At 72.8% G+C, this 17,329-nt stretch carries 15 protein-coding genes; 4 read left to right on the top strand and 11 right to left on the bottom strand.

Annotated features, from left to right (window positions below):
* Nucleotides 1-101: 101 nt before the first annotated feature.
* The 8 genes from KAG51_RS02100 to KAG51_RS02065 all read right to left on the bottom strand — a co-directional run bounded on the left by KAG51_RS02100 (nucleotide 102) and on the right by KAG51_RS02065 (nucleotide 8,447).
* Nucleotides 102-1,901 (bottom strand): glycoside hydrolase family 15 protein, encoded by a 1,800-nt coding sequence (locus KAG51_RS02100; RefSeq protein WP_290580133.1) that lies wholly within the window; start codon nucleotides 1,899-1,901, stop codon nucleotides 102-104.
* Nucleotides 1,894-3,114, bottom strand: coding sequence for a glucose-6-phosphate dehydrogenase (locus KAG51_RS02095; protein WP_290580131.1), 1,221 nt, complete (start codon nucleotides 3,112-3,114; stop codon nucleotides 1,894-1,896). The genes KAG51_RS02100 and KAG51_RS02095 overlap by 8 nt, the downstream gene beginning before the upstream one ends.
* A 125-nt stretch (nucleotides 3,115-3,239) precedes the next feature.
* Nucleotides 3,240-4,217, bottom strand: coding sequence for a serine/threonine-protein kinase (locus KAG51_RS02090; RefSeq protein WP_290580129.1), 978 nt, complete (start codon nucleotides 4,215-4,217; stop codon nucleotides 3,240-3,242).
* 37 nt (nucleotides 4,218-4,254) lie between these two features.
* Entirely contained in the window at nucleotides 4,255-5,382 is a 1,128-nt protein-coding gene (locus tag KAG51_RS02085; protein WP_290580127.1) for a SpoIIE family protein phosphatase, read from the bottom strand.
* Complete coding sequence (locus KAG51_RS02080) at nucleotides 5,379-6,188, bottom strand: alpha/beta hydrolase (protein WP_290580125.1); 810 nt, start codon at nucleotides 6,186-6,188, stop codon at nucleotides 5,379-5,381. The genes KAG51_RS02085 and KAG51_RS02080 overlap by 4 nt, the downstream gene beginning before the upstream one ends.
* 27 nt (nucleotides 6,189-6,215) lie before the next feature.
* Entirely contained in the window at nucleotides 6,216-6,503 is a 288-nt protein-coding gene (locus tag KAG51_RS02075) for a DUF1330 domain-containing protein (protein WP_290580123.1), read from the bottom strand.
* A gap of 37 nt (nucleotides 6,504-6,540) precedes the next feature.
* The gene (locus KAG51_RS02070; RefSeq protein ID WP_290580121.1) at nucleotides 6,541-7,824 is read right to left on the bottom strand and encodes an ATP-binding protein; all 1,284 of its coding nucleotides are present in this window, start codon (nucleotides 7,822-7,824) and stop codon (nucleotides 6,541-6,543) included.
* A complete protein-coding gene (locus KAG51_RS02065) occupies nucleotides 7,821-8,447 on the bottom strand; it encodes a response regulator transcription factor (RefSeq protein ID WP_290580119.1) in 627 nt (208 codons plus the stop codon). Before KAG51_RS02065 ends, KAG51_RS02070 begins: the two co-directional genes overlap by 4 nt.
* Before the next feature lie 96 nt (nucleotides 8,448-8,543).
* On the opposite strand from KAG51_RS02065, the gene KAG51_RS02060 reads away from it, so the two are divergent.
* The 3 genes from KAG51_RS02060 to KAG51_RS02050 are packed head-to-tail and all read left to right on the top strand — an operon-like array spanning nucleotide 8,544 to nucleotide 12,126.
* Entirely contained in the window at nucleotides 8,544-9,587 is a 1,044-nt protein-coding gene (locus KAG51_RS02060) for an iron ABC transporter substrate-binding protein (protein WP_290580117.1), read from the top strand.
* 59 nt (nucleotides 9,588-9,646) lie between these two features.
* Nucleotides 9,647-11,116, top strand: a complete 1,470-nt coding sequence (locus KAG51_RS02055) for an iron ABC transporter permease (RefSeq protein ID WP_290580115.1) — start codon at nucleotides 9,647-9,649, stop codon at nucleotides 11,114-11,116.
* Complete coding sequence (locus KAG51_RS02050) at nucleotides 11,113-12,126, top strand: ABC transporter ATP-binding protein (protein ID WP_290580113.1); 1,014 nt, start codon at nucleotides 11,113-11,115, stop codon at nucleotides 12,124-12,126. Before KAG51_RS02055 ends, KAG51_RS02050 begins: the two co-directional genes overlap by 4 nt.
* Nucleotides 12,127-12,141: 15 nt before the next feature.
* Here KAG51_RS02050 and KAG51_RS02045 read toward each other — a convergent pair whose 3' ends face one another.
* The 3 genes from KAG51_RS02045 to KAG51_RS02035 all read right to left on the bottom strand — a co-directional run bounded on the left by KAG51_RS02045 (nucleotide 12,142) and on the right by KAG51_RS02035 (nucleotide 15,925).
* A complete protein-coding gene (locus KAG51_RS02045; RefSeq protein ID WP_290580111.1) occupies nucleotides 12,142-13,146 on the bottom strand; it encodes a hemolysin family protein in 1,005 nt (334 codons plus the stop codon).
* A complete protein-coding gene (locus KAG51_RS02040) occupies nucleotides 13,143-14,489 on the bottom strand; it encodes a hemolysin family protein (RefSeq protein WP_290580109.1) in 1,347 nt (448 codons plus the stop codon). The genes KAG51_RS02045 and KAG51_RS02040 overlap by 4 nt, the downstream gene beginning before the upstream one ends.
* A gap of 149 nt (nucleotides 14,490-14,638) precedes the next feature.
* Complete coding sequence (locus KAG51_RS02035; RefSeq protein WP_290580107.1) at nucleotides 14,639-15,925, bottom strand: APC family permease; 1,287 nt, start codon at nucleotides 15,923-15,925, stop codon at nucleotides 14,639-14,641.
* Nucleotides 15,926-16,461: 536 nt separating this feature from the next.
* Here KAG51_RS02035 and KAG51_RS02030 point away from each other — a divergent pair.
* Nucleotides 16,462-17,329: DUF222 domain-containing protein (locus tag KAG51_RS02030; RefSeq protein WP_290580105.1), on the top strand; the 868-nt coding region annotated here is incomplete at its 3' end.

Below are 17,329 nucleotides of genomic sequence, written 5' to 3'. Positions count from 1 at the left end.
GATCCGATCGTGTCGCGACGTCAGCGATGAGTCCCCCGTGGGACCCACCCTGGCGCCCGTACCCAGCAGCCGCACGCTGAAACGGTCGGACCCGCGACGCCTCACCCCAGCGCGCGGTCCAGGTTGATCGCCGCGCTGATCATCGACAGGTGGGTGAACGCCTGCGGGAAGTTGCCCAGCTGCTCCCCCGTCGCCCCGATCTGCTCGGCGAACAGTCCCACGTGGTTGGCGTAGGTCTGCATCTTCTCGAAGGCGATCTCAGCGTCACGGAGCCGGCCCGAGCGGGTCAGCGCCTCGACGTACCAGAACGAGCAGAGCGTGAACGTGCCCTCGTCGCCGGCGATGCCGTCGGGTGACTCGTCGGAGTTGTAGCGCAGCACCAGGCTGTCGGTCACGAGACGGTCCTCGATCGCCTGCAGCGTGGATAGGAACCGCGGATCGACCGGCGAGATGAACTTCACGAGCGGCATCAGCAGCACCCCCGCATCGAGCGCCGTGCCGTTCGCCTCCTGCGTGAAGGCCGTGCCGTTCCAGGACTCGGCATGGATGCGCTCGTAGATCTCGTCGCGGACGCTCGACCACCGCACGAGGTCACCGGGCAGCCCCCGTTTGCGCGCGATCCGGATCGTGCGCTCCAGCGCGACCCAGCACATCAGCCGCGAGGTCGTGTGCTCGCGCACGTCGCCGCGGATCTCCCACATGCCGGCGTCGGGGCGGTCCCAGTTCTCGGCCACCCAGTCGGCGACCCGGCTCACGTCGGCCCACGCGTCGTGACTGATGCCCGTGCCGTGCTTGTCGAAGAGGTAGACCGAGTCGATGATCTCGCCGTAGATGTCGAGCTGGAGCTGGCCGGCGGCGGCGTTGCCGACACGCACCGGTCGGGAGCCGCGGTAGCCGGCGAGGTGGTCGAGCTCGATCTCGGTCTCCGGCGGCGAGCCGTCGATGTCGTACATGACCCGCAACGGCCCCAGTCCCCCGTCGGCGTCCTCCCCGAGCCGCTCCGAGAGCCAGCGCATGAACGACGCCGCCTCGTCGGTGAACCCCAGGGCCAGGAGCGCGTACAGGCTGAAGGCGGCGTCGCGGATCCAGACGTAGCGATAGTCCCAGTTGCGCTCGCCACCGATCTGCTCGGGCAGGCTCGTCGTCGCCGCTGCGACGATCGCGCCGGAAGGCTCGTGGGTCAGGAGCTTGAGCGTGATGGCCGAACGGTTGACCGACTCGCGCCAGCGTCCCCGGTAGGTGGAACGGCTGATCCAGTCGCGCCAGAACTGCGACGTCATGTCGAACAAGGCGGCGGTGTCGTCGATGCCGCACGGGCGCAGCTCGGCGTCGGGGGCGAGCACCTCCAGGACGTAGAGCGCCGTGTCGCCCAGCTCCAGGTGGCACGTGCTGACGACGTCGTGGCCGTCGACCTCCAGGTCTGCCGTGGCGCTCAGACCCAGGCGTGTCGCGTCCCCGGCGATCAGGAGTCCCCCCTCGACCGGGCGCACCGCAGCCTCGGCCCGGGCGTAGTCGGGGCGGACCGCGACGCGGGTGCGCACCGTGGCCGAGCCACGCACGACCTGCACCCGCCGCACGATGCGCTGGCGGTGATCGGGATCGTGGGGCCCCGCGATGGGCATGAAGTCGTGGACCTCCACGACCCCGGCGTCGGTCAGGAACCGAGTGGCGAGAATCGCGGTGTCCGGCAGGTAGAACTGCTGGGTCCGTCGCACCGGCTCCTCGGGCGTCATGGTCCAGGCGCCGCCGCGCTCCTCGTCGAGGATGCTGGCGAACACGCTCGGCGCGTCGAACCGTCCCGGGCAGAACCAGACGACCGCACCGTCCTGGGCCACCACCGCGGCGCTGCGAAGATCGCCGATCAGGCCGTGCGCGGCGATCTCGTTGTCGGTGTCAGCCACGGGCCAACCTCCATCCGGGAGCCCCGGGCAGGTCGTCGGCCTCGTCGGGCCCCCACGATCCCGGGTCGTACGGCGCAGGGGGACGGTCGTCGTCGAGCACGGGCCCGACGACGCGCCACAGCTGCTCGGCGTGGTCGGCGCGCACGAAGCGCGCCGGGTCTCCCGCGGCGACGTCGGCCAGCAGCCGCGCATAGGGATCGAGGGCCTGGCCCTCCTCGGCGGCGTCGATGTCGATGACCCGGTCGGCCCCGTCGTCGGTCACGACCGTCACGACCGACCGGTCGACGGCGAGGTTCTTGCCGGTGCGCACGACGAACGGGATGTCGGCCCACGCTCCGTCGCGCACGCGGAAGATCGTGGCGGCATAGGTCTCGACGGTCGACCCGTCGTCGACGTCCTCCTCGTCGCGGTACCCGTCGTACTGACCCAGCACGGTCTCCTCCTGGCTCAGCGGCGCCATGGCCGCGAACACGGCGGCGCGCGCGTCGCGCCACGGCTCCTGTGCCGAGCGGTCCGCCGCGACGACCCCGACGAGCTGGGCCAGATGGGTGACGACCATGTCGCGCAGGCATCCGGTCGACTCGTAGAAGCCGGCCCGTCCCTCGAGGCCGAGGGTCTCGGGCACGTCGACCTGCACCTGCTGCACGCCGTCGGGCTGCAGCGCGGCGAGCTCGTCGATCGCGGCCGAGCCGAGGAAGTGGTCGATCCGGTAGACGCACTCCTCGTCGACCACGTCGTGCAGGGCCGCATCGAGGGAACGCCCCGAGGCGGCGTCCAGTCCGTAGGGCTTCTCGATCACGAGACGAGCCCCCTCGGAGAGTCCGGTGCGCGCGATCATGCCGAGCAGGTCCTCCAGCGCCGTCGGGGGCACCGAGAGGTACAGGACCCGGTCGCCGTCCCCGAGCTCGTCCTGCGCGCTCGCCACCGCCCGGGCGAGGTCCTCGCCGTCGTCGGCGCTGGACACGACGAACGAGATCTGCTCGACCACGGCGTCCACCGAGGCCCGAGCCCTTTCCGGGACTGCGTCGGTGGCGGCCTCGCGCAGATCGGACCGCCAGGCTTCCAGATCGTCCGGCGCGTGGCGCCCGGTGCCGACGACACGGATCTGGTCCAGCTCGCCGGCCGCGTGGAGGCGCACGAGCGAGGGCAGCAGCTTGCGCGAGAACAGATCGCCCGTGGCACCGAACATCACGAGCACCTGCGGCCGGCTCATGCGGCGCCCCTCGTGCGGCAACGCGCTCGGGCTGGTCGGACGGACAGGGCGGGGGTCGTCGAGGGCACGGCTCCACGGTAGGTCTGGCGTGGTCGGGCCGCAGTGCGAGCGGCGACCGCGGGGGCTCAGGCCGCCGCGGGGAACGAGCGCACGGTCGGCGACGCGTCGAGCGACGCGGTGCGCGGCAGGCGCGCCGTGGGCGCGACCCGCTCGACGAGCGACGCCACGGACCCAGCGCTCGCCGGCCGATCGGCCGGGTCCTTGGCACACAGCGCCGTCACGAGGTCGCGCAGGGCCTGCGGGACGGAGTCCGGCAGCGGGGTGACCGGCTCGTGGACGTGGGCGTAGGCGCTGGCGATCGTGGTCTCGCGGCGGAAGACGGGAGCACCGGACACGCACAGGTGGGCGACCAGGCCCAGGGCGTACAGGTCGCTGGCCGGCGTGGCCGAACGCCCGAGGATCTGCTCCGGGCTGATGAAGTCCGCCGTGCCCAGCATCGCGCCGGTCGTCGTCATGGCCGTGCTGGACGGGGCGAGGGCGATGCCGAGGTCGACCAGGACGACCCGCTGGTCCGGGGTCAGCATGATGTTCGCGGGCTTCAGGTCACGGTGCACGACGCCGTGATGCGCCAGGTGGTCGAGCGTCGTGGCCACCTCCCGCACCAGCGCCAACGTCTCGTCGGCCCCGAGCCGACCGCGCTCCTCGAGCACGCTCGCCAGGGTCACCCCCTCCACGAGCTCCATCACGAGGTACGGGGTGGGCTCCAGCCCCGAGCGGAACTCGGCGTGCTCGTAGACCTGCGCGATGCCGGGATGGCGCAACGAGGCGCCGATCGTGGCCTCGGCCGCGAGGCGTCGGCGCTGCTGCGGGGCGTCCGGGACGCTCGAGCGCAGGATCTTGACCGCCACCGGGCGGTCGAGCAGACGGTCGTGGGCCCGGTGGACCGTGCCCATGCCACCGGAACCGAGCGGCGCGACGAGCTCGTAGCGACCGCTGAGCACCTGCCCCGCGGCCCGCTCGTCACCGGACGAACGCCGTCGACTCGGGGCCCGGTGCCGGCCCGCCGTGCTGGGCGCTGGGCCGAGGAGGCGCAGAACCTTCATGCCCCCAGCGTCGTGCAGATGCCCGGCGACCGCATCTTCAGTGAGGGCTCGCGTCGTCCGACGGGGCGAAGGAGATGACGGCGATGTCGTCGACGGCCACGCCGCCCTGGTGCTGGACCGCCTGGTGCGCGAGCTGCTCGACCACGACCGCCGGATCGGGTGGAAGCTTCGCCAGCAGCGCGTGGAGCCGGTCCTCGCCGAACAGGGCGGCCCGGCCGCCCGCCTCGGTCACACCGTCGGTGTAGAACGTGATGGTCTCGTCGCGGAGCTCGTGGCGCACCGTCGTGAACGACGGGTCCGCGATCAGGCCCACGGGGGTGCCGAGGATTCCGAGCTCGCTGACGCGTCCGTCGGAGCTGCGCACCAGGGCCGGTGGATGTCCGGCCAGCGCCAGGCACATGGTCCAGCCGGCACCGACCCGACTCAGGCGGGCCAGGACCACCGTGCAGTAGTGGTCGGTGTTGTCCAGGTGCAGGGCGCGATCGAGCTCGTGCAGCAGCTCTGCGGGATCGGGGTGGTCGAAGGCCAGGGCACGCACCGTGTGGCGCACGAAGGACGTGACCGTGGCGGCGCCGATGCCCTTGCCGCTGACATCGCCCAGGACGACCCACCAGTCGGCGGCACCGACCTGGAAGACGTCGTAGAAGTCGCCCCCGACGACGCTGCCGTCGCCCGCCGGGCGGTAGGCGGCCGCGACCTGGAGGAACGGGACCTCCGGGGGCGCCGGCGGGATCAGGGTGCGCTGGAGGGCGTTGGCCAGGGCGCGCGCCTCGCGGCTGGAGCGCTCGGCGCGCTGGGTCGCGTCGCGCAGGTCCTGCTCGTACCGGTGGCGCTCGCGGGTCTCCACCACGACGGCGCGGAACGCAGGCCCCTCCCCCGTCATGGTGTCGGCGTTGAAGAGCACCGGGACGCGGGTGTGGTCGGGCCGCACGAGATCCAGCGCGACCTCCCGCACCCAGCCGTCGTGCTGGAGCATCGGGCGCAGGTGGGTCTCGGCATAGATGCGCCCACCGGTCGAGAGCAGCGACTCCAGGGTCGCGGCCCCCACGAGCTCCTCGTGCTCGCGATCGACGAGCCGGCGGAACTCGGCGTTCGCCCGCTGGATCACGCCGTCCTGGCCCACCAGGACGTAGCCGCAGGGTGCCGCCTCGAAGTGGTCGCTCATACGACCGCCGCCGTGACGGCGAGGAAGTCGCGGATCGCCGCGAGGGTGTCGGCCGGTGCGGTCAGGTGCGGGGCGTGGCCCCGGGTCTGGATGAGCCGGTACTGCGCGCCGGGGATCGCGTCACGCACGAACTGCCCGGCCGACTCCGGCGCGACGACGTCGTGCGCCGACTGCAGGACGAGCGTGGGCGCCGTGACGTGCGGCAGGTCGGCCCGGTTGTCGCCCCGGAACGTGACGTTCGCGAACTGTGCGGCGAACTCGGGCCGCGTGCGGCAGAAGGCCTGCTCGAGCTCGTCCTTGGCGGGCCCCTCGGGGCTGCCGGCGACCATCGTGGAGAGCGGGTCCTGCCAGCCGAGGTGGTTGCGGCTAAGCAGGTCGAGCAGCTCGTCGATGTCGGGCTCGGAGTGACCACCGACGTAGTCGCCGACGTCGACGTACCGCGCTGACGGGGCGACGAGGACGAGGCGGTCGACGAGGTCGGGGCGCTCGATCTGCAGCAGCACGCCGATCATGGCGGCGACCGAGTGCCCCACGAGCACGACCGAGCTCAGCCCCAGCTCCTGCAGCAGGTCCGCCAGGTCGTCGCGATAGCCCTCCAGCGAGGCGTGCCGGTCAGGGTCGTAGCCGGCCTCGTCGGCGTCGCCCGATCCGGGCAGGTCGAGCAGGACGACCCGGTGGTCGGCCTCGAAGGCGGGGGCGACGTGGCGCCACATGTGCTGACCGCAGCCGAAGCCGTGGACGAACACGACCACGGGGGCGCCGGAGGGGCCGCGGACCGAGGCGTTGAGCAGCTCGGCACGCGTCATGTCCGCACCCTACCCCGCGGCCCGGGGTCAGACGCCAGGCACGATCCGGAGGTCACGGGTCACGCCGTCGCCGAGGGCGGCGAGCGCCTCCTGGTACGGCGCGCCGTCGTGCGCGGCCACGGCCGCCTCGACCGAGTCGAACTGGATCAGCACGGTCCGCTGGTGGACCGCGGCCTCGTAGGTCTGCGCGGGCAGACCGCGCGCCAGGAAGGTGCCTCCGGCCTCCTGCAGGGCGGGGCCGGCGAGCGTCGCGTACGCCCGCAGCTTCTCCTCGTCGTGGATCTCGAGGTAGGTGCTGATCCAGTAGGCCGTCATGCCCCCATCGTGGCAGGTGCCCACCGCCGCCGGAGCGTCAGCGCCGCGGCAGCGTCAGGGTCACGGTCGTGCCGGCACCCGGACCGGTCTCGACCTCCAGGGTCGCCCCGACGGAGTCCGCGACGTGCTCCATCAGGCGCAGACCCAGGTGTCCGGGCTCGGCCTCACGACGGGCGAACCCGACGCCGTCGTCCTGGACGACGACGCACACGCCGTCTGCGTCACGGGTCACGACCCGCACGGTACCGGCGTTCGCGTGCCGGACGGCGTTGCGCACCGCCTCGCGCACGACGTCGCGCACCGCCGCGGCGCGGCGCTCGTCGAGGAGCTCCGTGTGGCCGATGTCGACCTCGACGTCGACGTTCCCCCGAGGCACCTCGGACGCCGCCTCGCGCACGACCGACCCGAGATCGGCGTCCGCCTCGACCGGGAACAGGTCGTCGCCGATGGAGCGGAGCTGACCGACGTCGCGGCGCAGGAGTCCGGCGACCTGGTCCAGCACGGCACGCCGCGGCTCGTCGAGGCCGGCACCGACGCTGTCGAGGGCGAGGCCGGCCCCGGAGAGGTCCTGCAGCACGCCGTCGTGCAGGCGCTGCGCGAGCCGGCGCCGCTCGAGCTCACCGGCGCGCAGGGCCGAGCCGATCAGCTCGCGGCGCTCCGCCTCGACCGTGGCGACCCGGCGGGCCAGCCGGGCCGAGAGCCCGGCCGTGGTCAGACCCAGCACGACGAGCGACCCCAGCACGAGCGGCAGCCAGCTCGTGAGCAGCTCCGCCCGGGAGGGGGCCATCGCCGGAGTCGGCAGGTAGGCCTCGAACACGTACGACGCCCCCGTCCCGTCACGGAAGCCGACATAGGCCTCGAACGTGCCCTCGGGATACGGATCTCCGGGGTAGTCCCCCGGGCCCACCCGGTGGGCGATGGCCTCCTCGGTGCCGAACAGCTCGGCAGACCGTCCGAGGTCGAACGTGCTCCCCCGCAGCTCGTTCCGGACCGAGTAGACGGCCCGGGCCCGGGAGCCGCCGACCGACTCCCAGATCGTGACGCCACGGATCTCGTCGCGGCCGATGCGCGCGGCGAACGTCGCGTCCAGCTCGCGGCGCAGCTCGTCGCCGCCCTCGTGGAGGTCGCTGATCGTGAGGGGCACGACGTACTCCGCGGCGAGGGTGCGGGTGTCGCGCTCGGCGTGCCGGGCCGCCTCCCGCGTCGCGATCCGGTCGGCCAGCGCGACAGCCAGCACGCCCACGACCAGCAGGATCACCGCCAGACCGCCGAGGTGGCGCACCAGCACCCACCGAAGCGGGCGGTCCAGCCGGTCGCTCACCCGCGACCGATCGTGACGATCCCTCGCCGGGCCGCCTCGACGACGGCGTCCAGCTGGGAGGACGCGCCGAGCTTGGCCAGCACGGACTTCACGTGGTCGCGCGTCGTGTGCGGGCTGATGCCCAGGGTGCGCGCGATGGCTCGCACGTCGGCCGCGCCGGCCAGCATCGACAGGACCTCGAGCTCGCGCGCCGTGAGGTCGTGGTCGGGGCCGGGGAGCTCGACCAGCACCGGGTGCGCCGGGGAGGCGCTCCGCAGCCCCTCGACGAGATCGGCGAGCGAACCGTCCTTGGCCAGGAGCCCGCTGGCGCCGATCGACACAGCCCGCCGGACCAGGTCGGGCCGCGGATAGGCCGTCAGCATCACGACACGGACCTCGGGCCGTGTGGCGAGGATCTCCTCGGCGAGCACGAACCCGTCGCCGTCGCCGAGCTGGACGTCGATCACGGCGACGTCGAAATCCTGGGCTGCCACGATCTGGCGGCCCCGCGCCACCGAGTCGGCCGGAGCCACGCAGGAAAAGCCGGGATCGGCGTCCAGGGCGAGCAGCAGCAGATCGGTGAACACCCGGTGGTCGTCGACCACCAGCACCTGCTGCACGTCGACCAGGACCTGCGTCGTCACGGCGGGACCCCCTCAGATTGGGGAGTGCTCGTCACCCGCAGGTGAACTTAGCCTCTCCTTGGTTGTTGACCACTTTAGCCGTTCGAAGGAAGCCCCATGCGGACCCCCCAGCGACACCGTCCCCTGCGCCTGCGCCCCCTGGTCGTCGTCGCCACGAGCCTGCTCGTCCTGAGCGCCTGCGGATCGGGTGGCGACAGCGACGACGCGGCCGGGGACGACGAGCCGCTCGTCGTGTACGTGGGGCGCGACGAGGAGCTCGTCAAGCCCCTCATCGAGCAGTTCACCGAGGAGACCGGCATCGAGGTCGAGGCTCGCTACGGCGACTCCCCCGAGCTCGCGGCGACCCTGCTCGAGGAAGGCGACGCGACGCCGGCCGACGTGTTCCTGTCCCAGGACGCCGGAGCGCTCGGAGCCGTCTCGGCCGAGGGCATGCTCCAGGACCTGCCCGCCGAGATCACCGGCGCCGTGCTGCCGCAGTACACCTCGACCGACGACACCTGGGTCGGCGTGACGGGCCGCGCCCGGGTCATCGCCTACGACAGCCAGACCTACTCCGCCGACGAGGTGCCCGGGACCGTCGCGTCGTTCACCGAGCCGCAGTGGGAGGGCCAGGTCGGCTTCCCGCCCGGCAACGCCAGCTTCCAGGCGTTCGTGACCGGCTTCCGCGTCGCCGAGGGCGATGACGCCGCTCGCGCGTGGCTCGAGGGCATCGCCGCGAACGACGTCCAGTCGTACGAGAAGAACGGACTCACGTTGGCCGCCGTGAACGACGGCACGCTCGGCATCGGTCTGATCAATCACTACTACTGGTTCCAGCTCGCGGACGAGGTCGGCGCCGAGAACATGCGCGCCCAGCTGAAGTTCGCCGACGCCGGCGACCCGGGGGCCCTCGTCAACGTCACCGGCGCCGGGATCCTCTCGGACCACCCCGACGCCGAGGCGTTCGTGGCCTACCTCGTCTCCGAGGCGGGTCAGCAGTACTTCGTCGACGAGACCTACGAGTACCCGCTCGTCCCGAGCGTCGCCGCCCCGGCCGGGCTGCCCGCCCTGGACGACCTGCAGGGTCCCGACATCGACCTGTCCGATCTCGCCGACCTGGCCACGACGATCGCGATGATCCAGGAAGCCGGTCTCAGCTGACCGGGTCGCGCCTCCGGCCGCCACCGCTCCTGCTCACCGCAGGGGCGGTGGCGGCCGTCGTGGCGAGCATCCCGTTGGTCTACCTGGCCGTGCGCGGCCTGCAGGTCGACCGCGCCGACGTCGTGGCGACGCTGACCCGCACCCAGACGACGGCCCTGATGGGGCGCAGCCTGCTGCTGACCGCCGCGGTGTGTCTCACGTGCCTCGCGGTCGGGACGGCCAGCGCCTGGATGCTGGTGCGCCTGCGCCTGCCGGGCGGACGGCTCTGGATGGTCGCCGTCGCGCTTCCGCTGGCCGCCCCCTCGTACGTCGCGGCGACCGGCTGGCTCGCGACGGTGCCGGGGTGGAGCGGGTTCGCGCCGTCGTGGCTCGTGCTGTCGGCCGTCAGCGTCCCGTACGTGACGCTGCCCGTCCTGGCGTCCCTGCGATCGGCCGACTCCGCTCCGACCGAGGTCGCCCGCTCGCTCGGTCGCTCACCGGCGGTGGCCTGGGCCACGACCGTCCTGCCGCAGGTCGCACCCGCGGCGGCCGCGGGATCGTTGCTCGTCGCCCTGTACGTGCTCTCGGACTACGGCGCCGTCTCGATCTTCCGGTTCGAGGTCTTCACGTTCGCGATCTCGCGCCAGTACGGCTCCTTCATCGGTCGCGACTCGGCCGTCGTCCTCGCGATCGTGCTGGTCGTGATCGCCGTGGTCGTCGTGGCCGCGGAACGGTTCGCGCGCGGACGCGGGCAGCGCTGGCGCAGTGGCTCGGGCGTGCGGCGCGCTCCGGAACGCCGCGAGGCCGGCGCCTGGACGCTGCCGGCCGCCGCCTTCCTGCTCCTGCCGGCCGCGATCGGGGTCGCCGTCCCGATCGCCGCCCTCGCCCAACGACTGCTCACCGGCACCTCGCGCGCACTGGACCGCTCCGAGCTCCTCACCGCGACCGCCAACACCGCCCTCGTCTCAGCCGTCGCGGCCCTCGCCGCGCTCCTGCTCGCCCTGCCGATCGGCGTCCTGGCCGCCCGCCACCGGGGACCTGCCGTGGCCCTGGTCGAGACCGGTGGCTACACCGGCCACGCCCTGCCCGGCATCGTGGTGGCCCTGTCGCTGGTCTACCTGTCGTTGCGGGTCGTGCCCGACCTGTACCAGAGCCTCGCGATCCTGGTGTTCGCGTACGTCGTGCTGTTCCTGCCCCAGGCGATCGCCGCGGTGCGCGGCTCGGTGGGACTCGTGCCGCCGACGCTGCCGCAGGTGGCCCGCTCCCTGGGCCGCGGGCCGATCGCCGCCTCGGCCTCCACGACGTGGCGCCTCTCCTCCCCCGGTCTCGCCGCGGCGACCCTGCTCGTGACGCTGACCGCGATGAAGGAGCTGCCCGCGACCCAGCTGCTGCGTCCCACGGGGTTCGACACCCTGGCCACCGAGATCTGGTCGCGCACCACGGCGGCCGCGTACGGCGCCGCCGCCCCGTACGCCCTGGCCCTCGTGGTCGTCGCGGTGCTCCCGGCCTTCTGGTTGTCGCGACCCTCGGCGTGGGAGAGGACCCGATGAGCGTCGAGGTGGAGGTGCGCGACGTGCGCGCCGGGTTCGGAGACACCGAGGTGCTCCGCGGGGTCGACCTGAGCCTGCCCCGCGGTTCGCTGACCGCGGTTCTCGGCCCCAGCGGCTGCGGCAAGACGACCCTGCTGCGGGTGCTCGCCGGGTTCCATGCCGCGGACGCCGGCAGCGTCGTGGTCGACGGCCGCGTGGTCGACGACGGCCGGCGCCGCGTGCCACCGGAACGCCGGCGCGTCGCCGTGGTCCCGCAGGAGGGCGCTCTGTTCCCACACCTGACGGCCCTGGAGAACATCGCCTACGGACTGCCCCGGACCGAGCGGCGCGGACCGCGCGCCGCCGCGATGCTCGAGCTGGTCGGGCTCGCCGGACACGGCGACCGATTCCCCGACGAGCTGTCCGGCGGTCAGCAGCAGCGCGTCGCGGTGGCCCGGGCGCTGGCCCCCGGCCCGGATGTCGTCACGCTGGACGAGCCGTTCTCGGCCCTCGACGCGCACCTGCGCGAGGAGCTGCGCCGCGACGTCCGGGACCTGATCCGTGCCGAGGGCGTCACGGCCCTGCTCGTGACCCACGACCAGGGCGAGGCCCTGGCCCTGGCGGACGAGGTCGCCGTGATGCACGACGGCGTCGTGGTGCAGCAGGCCACCCCGCAGGACGTCTACCACCGCCCCGCGACGGCGTGGGTCGCCGGTTTCGTGGGAGACGCGACGATCCTGCCCGCGGACGGCGGTGAGGACGGCCGGCTCACGACCGAGCTCGGGGTCGTGAGCACCACGGTCGGTGCGCCGGGCTCCCAGGTGCTGATCCGGCCCGAGCAGCTGGTCGAGTCGAGCCAGGGGGCCGACGTGGTCGTCGAGTCGGTCGAGTTCCACGGCCACAGCTCGATCGTCCGGGGTCGCCTGGCCAGCGGACGCCTCGTCCTGGCCCGCGCCTCCGGACGGCCGCCCGCCGTCGGCGACCGCTGGCGGCTCGCGGTCGAGGGCCCGGTGTGGACCCTGCCGGCCTGAACGGGGCAGGACGCCTCAGCGGACCACCGGGAACAGCCGCTGGAGGATGTCGGCGAGCGTCACGACCCCGACCGGGTCGTCGCCCTCGGTGACGACCACGAGGTGCTGCCGGGTCTCGCGCATCGTGGCCAGCGCCGCGTGCACCACGGTGGAGGCCTCCAGGTGCAGCACGGGACGGGTCAGCGCGACCAGGTCACCGTCGGCGGGCGCGGTCAAGGTGTCGCGCACGTGCACGACACCCTCGATCGCATCTGCGTCGCCCACGAGGATCCGCAGGTGACCCGAGCTCAAGGTGGCGTCCTGCACCTCGGCCACGGTCGACCCGAGCGGCACGGCCGTGGGCGGTGAGCCCGGTGCCACGAGATCGCGGATCGTCATGGTCTCCAGGTCCAGGGCGAGGGCCAGCTGGGAGGAGTAGCCCTCCTCGAGCGAGCCCGTCTCGGCCGAGTGCTCGACGAGCTGGCGGAGGGCGCCTGGGTCGCGTCCCTCCCCCACCTGGTCGGACGGCTCGACGCCGACCCGGCGCAGGCACCAGTTGGCCGCCTCGTTGAGGCCGCGCAGCAGCGGCCGCGTGAGCCACATGTAGCCCCGCATGGGGATCGCGAGCATCGTGGCGGAGCGCTCGGGGTGCGCGATGGCCCACGACTTGGGGGCCATCTCGCCGATCACGAGGTGCAGGAAGGTCACGATCAGCAGCGCGAGCGCGAAGCCCGCTGCATCCGCGACCCACAGCGCCCAGCCCCACTCCTCGAAGATCGGGGTCAGCCAGTAGTGCACGGCCGGCTTCGTGATGGCGCCGAGCGCGAGGGCGCACACCGTGATGCCGAGCTGGGAGCCGGCCAGCATGACGGTCAGCTCCGACGACGAGCGCAGGGCCGCGCGCGCCGACCGGCTCGTGGCGGCGGCGTCCTCCAGCCGGTGGCGCTTGGCGGCGATCAGGGCGAACTCGATCGCCACGAAGAACGCGCTCAGCGCGATGATGACGACCGTCACGATCGCGACGACCCACCCCCCGCTCATCGGTCGTCCTCCGTCGTGAGCTCGAGCCGCAACTGGGACGGCACGTGGTGCTCGACCTCCTGGACCTCGATCGCCAGGTGTCGCACCGGAGCGACGTCCAGCAGCGCGACGTCGGCCGGGTCTGGCGGCAGCTCGACCGCGACGACCTCCGCCACCTCGGGCAGACCGCCGTGCGCCGCGATGGCCAGGCCCGCGATCGTCTCGTAGTCGCCCGCGGGCAGGTCATGGCCGATCATGCGCTCGATCTCGTCGACGTGGGCGTCCCCCGGGACGATCCAGCTGCCGTCCTCGACCTGGGCCGCGGGCGCCTCGGCGTCGTGCTCGTCGGTGATCTCCCCCACGAGCTCCTCGGCCAGGTCCTCCAGCGTCAGCACCCCCGCGAAGCCGCCGTACTCGTCGACGACGCACGCGATCTGGGTGCGCGACGTCGTGAGCTCGGCCAGCGCGTCGGGCAGGGACATGAGCGTCGGGATCACGAGCGCCGGGCGCATCACGGCCTCGGCCAGGGCCTGCGGATCGGCGCCGGCCAGCACGTCGTCGAGATGGATGACGCCCACGACCCGCTCCTCGTCGAGCACGGGGTAGCGCGAGTGTCCGGACGCCATCGCGGTGCGCACGTCGCCGACCGTGTCGCGGGCCTCGACCGCACCGACCCGTGCCCGCGGGATCATGGCGTGCTCGACGTCCTGGCGCGGGAAGTCCAGGATCCGGTCCAGCACGATCGACAGCTCACGCGGCAGGTCGCCGCTCTCGCGCGACTCCGCGACGATGTGCTCGAGGTCGCGCGCCGTGGCCGAGTGCTCGACGTCGTGCACGGGCTCGATCCGCAGGGCCCGCAGCAGCAGGTTCGACGACTGGTCGAAGATCCAGATGAGCCAGCCGAAGAGCGCCAGGTAGAGGACCGTGGACCGCGACAGCCAGCGGGCCAGCGGCTCGGGCCGCGCGATCGCCAGGTTCTTGGGGAACAGCTCGCCGAAGATCATCTGCACGAGGGTCGACATCACCAGCGCGAGCACCGTGCCGATCGCGATCCCGACGGCCGTGGGCACCCCCACGCCACCGAGCATCTCGCCCACCGACTCGCCGATCAGCGGCTCGGCGACGTAGCCCACCAGCAGGGCCGTGACCGTGATGCCGAGCTGCGCGCCCGAGAGCATGAAGGACGTCCGCCGCGTGACGTCGAGGGCGCGCGCCGCCGTGGCGTCGCCCTGCGCCGCCGCGGCCTGCAGGCTCGAGCGGTCGACCGCCATGTAGGCGAACTCCTGCGCCACGAAGTAGCCCGTGGCAGCGGTGATCGCGAGGACCACGAGGATGCCGAGCAGGAGTGAGAGGAGCGTCAGCACCGGTCATCACCCCGACCCGGCTCGGTACTCGGACAGACGTCTGGTCGAGAGCTCGACTCGCTGCTCATGGCTCCTGCTCGTTCGGCGGGGGGTCAGCGTGTGCAACGGACGAGCGTCGCACCGAGTTCCGGAGCGTACCGGTCCGTGACTCAGCGCACGCCTCTGGCGCGCCCGCGCAGCGCGACGGCTCGGCCCAGCAGCCCCACCGCGAGCACCGCCGCGCCCGCCGCGACGGCACTGCCGGGCAGGGTGGCCGCGAGGACGACGCAGCTGAGCGCGCCCAGGACGTTGGACCACCGCGGCCACCGACGCTCGCTCGCAGGCTGGGTGAACGCACTCGCGTTGGCGATCGCGTAGTACAGCAGCACCCCGAACGACGAGAACCCGATCGCGTCCCGCAGGTCGACCGCGAGCACCAGCGCGGCCACGACGACCGCGAGCGCGACCTCGGCATGGTGTGGCGACCGGTGCGTGGGGTGCACCGCGGCGAGCCAGCCCGGGAGGTCGCCGCCCCGGCCCATCGCGAGCGCCGTGCGACCGATGCCGGCCATGAGCGACAACAGAGCCCCGAGCGCCGCGACCGCCGCACCGGCCCCGACCACCGGGGCCCACGAGCCCTGCCCGACGGCGTCGAGCGCCGCGACCAGCGGCGCGGACGACCCGGCGAGCCGGTCCGGACCCGCAGCGAGCAGGGCCGCGACGGCGACGACGAGGTACACGCCGATCGTCAGCGTCAGCGCCGTGACGATCGCCCGCGGGATCGTGCGACGCGGCTCGACGACCTCCTCGCCCAGCGTGGCCAGCCGCGCGTACCCGGCGAAGGCGAAGAACAGCAGGCCCGCAGCCTGCAGCGTGCCGAGCAGGCCCCCCTCACCCAGGAAGTCCCAACCGTCCAGGGACGTCCCGCTGCCCGCCTCCCCCGCCTCTCCCGTGGCGAGCGCGACGACCACGACGACCAGGGCCAGCAGGGTGAGCGCGAGCAGGACCTTGGTCAGTGCGACGGTCTTGGTCACGCCGCGGTAGTTGAGGGCGGCCAGCGCGACGACCGCGCCGGCGGCCACGAGCCGCTGGACCCACTCCGGGCCGGGCACGGCGTAGGCCGCGAACACCAGCGCCATGGCGGCGCACGAGGCGGTCTTGCCGATCACGAACGACCAGCCCGCGGCGAATCCCCACCACGGGCCGAGGCACTCCCGCCCGAACACGTAGGTGCCGCCCGAGGTGGGGTGCGCCGCCGCGAGCTGGGCGGAGGCCGTGGCGTTGAGGTACGCCACGCCAGCGGCCAGGACGAGCGCGAGGAGCAGTCCGGTGCCCGCCGCCTGGGAGGCGGGGCCGAGCACCGCGAAGATCCCGGCGCCCAGCATCGCGCCCATGCCGATCACGACGGCGTCGGCGAACCCCAGACGTCGCGCCAGCGTCTCCGGACCCACGGACATGCCCAGCACGATAGGTCGCGCAGATGACCAGCACCTGAACACCACAGCCCGGGGTGGCGGTCCCCTGCTGGTCGAGTGGCCCCCTCCCGCCGGTCGAGTGGCTCGCGAGGAACGAGCGGCCGTATCGAGACCCCCGCGGCTGGCCGCGAACCGTCACCACCCCACCCGCTGGTCGAGTTGGTCCGAGGGACGAGGACCAGTATCGAGACCCGGACAGCTGACCCCGCGCCTTCGTGACGGACAAGCAGCACGGACCACAAACGTGGTTGCGGCTCGCCGCCCACCTCCCGCTGGTCGAGTGGCTCGCGAGCTCTGCGAGCGGCCGTGGGGGTACCTCCCAGGACGAAGTCCTAGGGGGAGCGAGACCCCGCCAGGTTGCCGCGAACCGTCACCACCGACAAGCAGCAATGACCAGAAGAAGGTCCCCGACGCCCGCCACCATCTGACCGGCCCGCCTGTCAGAAAAACCTGCAACCCCAGCAAAAAGTGGCGGCGGACCCTTGCTATTCGAACATCTGTTCGACTACACTCGAATCATGGTTTCGGGGCCCACGGTGCACGCACTCCGTACCGCCGCGCACGCCGTCACCAGCACCGACCACCGATCCGCCCTGGTCGCGATCCAGACCGCCCAAGACGCCCTCGACGCCGCCAAGGCCCACCACCTGGCCGAGCTGGAACGCACCGCCGACCACGAACTGGATGGCGCCTCGACCGTCACCGCCTGGGCGCGGGATCACCTCCGTTTGGACGCCCGCACCACGCGGTCCCTGATCGCCGCGGACCACACGATGCGGGAGCTGCCCGCCGTGGCCGAGGCGGCCGTGGAAGGCGCCATCCGCCTGGACCACGTCAAGCTCTTCACCTTCGGGCTCAAGCACATCGGCCACGAGATCGTGACTGATGCTGAACCGTGGCTTCTCGCCGTGGCGACGACCCACGAACCCGTGCAGCTGCGCCGGGTCGTGAGGGCTCTGCGCGACGCGGTCTATCCCGAGGCGTTGGATGAGGCGTGGATCAACGGCATGGCCAAAGAAGACCTCCAACTGTCCGCCGTGCCTGAGGGCTGGCACCTGACGGGGTTCCTGAAGACTGAGACCGGGGCGAAGCTGAAGGCCGTCCTCGACTCGTTGTCGATCCCCACCCAGGCCAATGACGACCGCACGAGTGCCGAACGTCGTGTCGCCGGTCTCGACCGGCTCCTGTCCTCGGTCCTCGAAGCGGGCCTTCCCAGCAGCAAGGGCATCCGCCCCCAACTGAGCGTGATCGTGGGGGTCGAGACCTTGCATGAGGCCATGACCGCCCACCCCGGCACCGCCCAACCCGTGGGTGAGCCGGCCGAGCTCGCCGGATTCGGACCCATCGGACCCCAGCTCCTCTCCTACCTGGCCTGCACCGGCGACA

It is taken from the genome of Aeromicrobium sp., from assembly GCF_023146395.1.
Taxonomy (GTDB): domain Bacteria; phylum Actinomycetota; class Actinomycetes; order Propionibacteriales; family Nocardioidaceae; genus Aeromicrobium.
Note: the sequence above shows the minus strand (reverse complement) of the source record. Positions and strands in the feature narration are given on the sequence as shown.

Coding starts and splice junctions, on each gene's coding strand:
- KAG51_RS02035 (WP_290580107.1), bottom strand. CDS start 15,925: ATGTCCGTGGGTCCGGAGACGCTGGCGCGACGTCTGGGGTTCGCCGAC.
- KAG51_RS02050 (WP_290580113.1), top strand. CDS start 11,113: ATGAGCGTCGAGGTGGAGGTGCGCGACGTGCGCGCCGGGTTCGGAGAC.
- KAG51_RS02080 (WP_290580125.1), bottom strand. CDS start 6,188: ATGACGCGTGCCGAGCTGCTCAACGCCTCGGTCCGCGGCCCCTCCGGC.
- KAG51_RS02060 (WP_290580117.1), top strand. CDS start 8,544: ATGCGGACCCCCCAGCGACACCGTCCCCTGCGCCTGCGCCCCCTGGTC.
- KAG51_RS02090 (WP_290580129.1), bottom strand. CDS start 4,217: ATGAAGGTTCTGCGCCTCCTCGGCCCAGCGCCCAGCACGGCGGGCCGG.
- KAG51_RS02075 (WP_290580123.1), bottom strand. CDS start 6,503: ATGACGGCCTACTGGATCAGCACCTACCTCGAGATCCACGACGAGGAG.
- KAG51_RS02085 (WP_290580127.1), bottom strand. CDS start 5,382: ATGAGCGACCACTTCGAGGCGGCACCCTGCGGCTACGTCCTGGTGGGC.
- KAG51_RS02095 (WP_290580131.1), bottom strand. CDS start 3,114: ATGAGCCGGCCGCAGGTGCTCGTGATGTTCGGTGCCACGGGCGATCTG.
- KAG51_RS02045 (WP_290580111.1), bottom strand. CDS start 13,146: ATGAGCGGGGGGTGGGTCGTCGCGATCGTGACGGTCGTCATCATCGCG.